This is a genomic window from Actinobacillus porcinus, from assembly GCF_901764995.1.
Classification (GTDB): Bacteria; Pseudomonadota; Gammaproteobacteria; order Enterobacterales; family Pasteurellaceae; genus Exercitatus; species Exercitatus porcinus.
In genome coordinates, this window is record NZ_CABFKI010000027.1 from 1 (window position 1) to 1,068 (window position 1,068).

2 tRNA genes and 2 rRNA genes are annotated in these 1,068 nt (G+C 43.3%); all 4 read right to left on the reverse strand.

What is annotated here, in order from left to right:
* A 23S ribosomal RNA gene (locus E7T07_RS10915) occupies positions 1–437 on the reverse strand; the annotation flags it as partial.
* Between the two features lie 280 nt (positions 438–717).
* Positions 718–793: transfer RNA gene (locus E7T07_RS10920), tRNA-Ala, on the reverse strand.
* 60 nt (positions 794–853) lie between these two features.
* Positions 854–930: transfer RNA gene (locus tag E7T07_RS10925), tRNA-Ile, on the reverse strand.
* 70 nt (positions 931–1,000) lie between these two features.
* Positions 1,001–1,068, reverse strand: a 16S ribosomal RNA gene (locus E7T07_RS10930); the annotation flags it as partial.

The following is a 1,068-nucleotide window of genomic DNA, read 5'->3' on the forward strand; positions in this document are numbered from 1 at the left end:
GAGTATTTAGCCTTGGAGGATGGTCCCCCCATCTTCAAACAGGATTTCTCGTGTCCCGCCCTACTTTTCGTTAGCTTAGTACCACAACCCGGATTTCGAGTACGGGGCTATCACCCTGTGTCGCTTGGCTTCCCAGCCAATTCCTCTATCTCTGTCGCTATCACTAACTGGCTCTTCCGCTTTCGCTCGCCGCTACTTACAGAATCTCGGTTGATTTCTTTTCCTCGGGGTACTTAGATGTTTCAGTTCTCCCGGTTTGCCTCACTTGCCTATGTATTCAACAAGTGATAGTAGATTCTTCATCTACTGGGTTTCCCCATTCGGATATCTTGGATTAAACGCTTCTTATCAACTCATCCAAGCTTTTCGCAGATTAGCACGTCCTTCTTCGCCTCTGATTGCCAAGGCATCCACCGTGTACGCTTAGTCACTTAACTATACAACCTCAAATATTTTTACTTGAAGTCTTTATTAACTACTAAACACTTGACTGCTTTTGTTCAGTCAAGATTTTTCTACTCAGACTTTCTTGTTTCAGGGTAAATGTGATTTACCCCTACAGAAAATCTCTCAGTTTTTCAGCTTGTTTCCAAATTTTTAAAGAACAAAGATAATAATTTCATATCATCATGACTAAATAAACAAAGTGCGGTTAATTTTCTATGTGTTTTCAACATTTTTTATTTAACCTTTACTTATTCACTTAGTCATGATGATTGGTGGAGATAAGCGGGATCGAACCGCTGACCTCCTGCGTGCAAGGCAGGCGCTCTCCCAGCTGAGCTATATCCCCTTTCATCATAACTCGATATGACTTTTCCTTTTCGTTTCACTCTTGAGCTCGCTCATTGAGTGGTGGGTCTGAGTGGACTTGAACCACCGACCTCACCCTTATCAGGGGTGCGCTCTAACCACCTGAGCTACAGACCCGAAAGGATTTGGTTTTCTTTGCTTTATTCTATCAAACAATCTGTGTGAGCACTAGCAAGTCGTCTTTTGTTAAGGAGGTGATCCAACCGCAGGTTCCCCTACGGTTACCTTGTTACGACTTCACCCCAGTCATGAATC